This is a genomic window from Microbispora amethystogenes (assembly GCF_016863015.1).
Taxonomy (GTDB): domain Bacteria; phylum Actinomycetota; class Actinomycetes; order Streptosporangiales; family Streptosporangiaceae; genus Microbispora; species Microbispora amethystogenes.
The window spans coordinates 1-2,456 of sequence record NZ_BOOB01000048.1 but is presented as its reverse complement, the minus strand read 5'-3'; the positions used below and the strand labels follow the sequence as shown (position 1 = coordinate 2,456).

Here is a 2,456-nt window from a genome sequence, read left to right as displayed (position 1 = left end):
GCCCCCGGCGGAACATCCGCTCCCACCCCCGGCCAGGCATCACCCTCCGCCCAGGCATCACTCTCCGGCCCGGCCTCGCCTCCCGGCCACGGCGGAGCGTCAGGGCCCGCCCCCGCCCATGCCTCACCTCCCAGCCCGGGCTCGCCTCCCGGCCAGGCGTCGCCCCCATGTTCCGCACCCGGTGGAGCGTCTGGGTCCGTGCCCCACCGGGCATCGGCTCCCGCGCCCGGCATCCCGCTCGGCGCCTCACCTGACGCGAAGGCATACGAGTAGTCCCCCGCCGCACCGCCGCCGACAGGACAGCCGCCATCAGAGCCACCGCCACCACGGCGATCCCCACCGGGACAGGCGGGAGCGCGGCACTCCCCCGGGCGGTCCCCCAAACGGTCGCCGCCGGGGCAGCCGTGGGCGTGGCGGTCCCTGGGACGGTCACCGCCGGGGGTGTCCGTGCTGTGCATGGCAGGGGCGTCGTCGCGGCAGGCGCAAGCGGCCGTGGCAGGGTCCTGGCCGAAGGGCACGTCAGCCCGGTGCTCCTCGCCCTGCATCGGCGCATCGCCGACGAACCGGTCACCGTCGCACTCGGGCATGCCGCTGTCACAAGGCCCGCTCACGCAAGGCCCGCTCTGACAGCTACCGCTGTCATGCCCCGGAGCATCACCGGCGCGGGGCTCGCCGCCGGGGTCGGCGGCGGGATGATCGGCTGTGAGGTCGGTGCCTGTGGGGTCGATGTCTGTAGTGTCGGTGCCTGCGAGCTTGCCGTCGTCGCAGGGATTGGCACCTGGAGGGTCGTCGGGAAGGGACTCGGCGTTGACCAGCACCAGAAGCTCGGTCACTATCCTGTTCTCCAGAAACGCGATCAGCGGATCGGCGTTCCGCACACTCAGTGTCCGGTCATCACCCTCGGCCTTCGGTTTCGCGTAGACGTCCAGCATGTGCTGCAACCGCGCCGCCACCTCCACCGGCAGGTAAAACTCCCCCTCCAACCCACCGCCCCTCCGCCGTCGTACTCTGAAGAACCGGCGGTCGAAATCCGCCTGCTCGTCCTTCTCATGCCCGTCAGGGTCCAGCACCGCCCGCAGATACCGCCCCGCCTTGGCCACCTCCGCCGCACCCGCCGACGCCGCCAACTCCAGCAGAATCCGCTCAGCCGTCGCCGCCTGCTCATCGGTCAGCCCGGCAGTGGCCGTGCAGATCGCCTCCACGACCCCCTCCGCCAAGCTGCCCTCAGCGAACCGCTCGCACACCTGCGGCAGACGGGCCAACTCCATGCTCATGGTCAACAGGCGTCCCGCTCCCGCCGGCGTCATCCCCCCAGCAGAGCGCAACCACAACTTGGTGGACGCATGCCCATGGTTCTTCGCCTCCCCGGCCTGGTGAACACGGCCGACCCGGGCCGCCAATGCGCTGGTGATCCGGTCACGGGCCGCAAGCAACTCCTCGGCCTCGGCCAGACACACACCCACGTCCTCGGGCACGGGCACCAACGCCACCACCCGAGCCGCCTCACCAACCGCCCCCACCGCCACCCACGACGACGATTCAGCACCGGAAACACCACAAGCACCGCAGAAGGCCCCACCAGAGGCACCATCAGCCGCACTGCCGACGTCCCGACCATAGTGATCCCCACCGGCGTCGCCCTCGGCCCTGGCGCCTCCCTCAGCGGCGTCCTGATCCTCTCCCGAGTCACCCGGGCCAGCGCCAGAGGCACCGTCCGGCGCGCACATGGGAGAACTGGCGGGAGCATCGACAGTGGCACTGCCACAAGCGCTACTCGGAGTGCCGTCGCGAGCCGTCGGCTTGTCGATGCGACTCACGTGCTCGCGCGGCTCGGGAACGACGATCGGGACATATTCACGGGCGGCCGAACCCTCGGAAGACCACAGCGGTGAGCCAGCTGTCAGCCGGTCCCACCAGTCGCCGTCCTCGTCAATCGAACGACGAGGGTGATCAGAACCGCTATCGAACAAGTCCATCACACCTCCCCCGTCGATTCGAAAGCACGTATGAATTCTCCCATGCCGCGCTGTTGCAGGCACTGTTGCGCTGATGATTTGTTGGCGTCACAGGTGGGTTGCCTATCTGGGGTGTAGCCCGACGTCTCAGTGCTGGGCCGCCCGGTCACCGAGCAGGTTGCTCCGCGCGATGAACGAGTCGGTGCTGTCCTCCGCCTACGCAACCGCTGGGAACGCGACCGCGAGCGCCCGCGCGCACGACAACGCGCTCCGGCTGGCCGCAGGACCTAGAGCCTGTATCGAAGTCGGTCAGAGCCATTCGTTGATCGCGGCGATGTGGATCGTGGCTTCGTAGCGGACGGCGAGTTTGTCGTACCTGGTGGCGACAGCGCGGTGGCGTTTGAGGCGGTTAATGCCGCACTCGACGGCGTGGCGCCGCTTGTACATCTCGGGGTCGAAGGCGGGAGGCCGCCCGCCCTTGGATCCTTTGGCGCGGCGGCT

At 69.5% G+C, this 2,456-nt stretch carries 1 protein-coding gene and 1 pseudogene; both read right to left on the bottom strand.

Annotated features, from left to right (window positions below; translation table 11 throughout):
• Positions 1-1,493: DUF222 domain-containing protein (locus Mam01_RS29020; RefSeq protein ID WP_204288398.1), on the bottom strand; the 1,493-nt coding region annotated here is incomplete at its 3' end.
• A gap of 771 nt (positions 1,494-2,264) precedes the next feature.
• Positions 2,265-2,456 (bottom strand): annotated as a pseudogene (locus Mam01_RS29015) (IS5-like element ISDge16 family transposase); the annotation flags it as partial.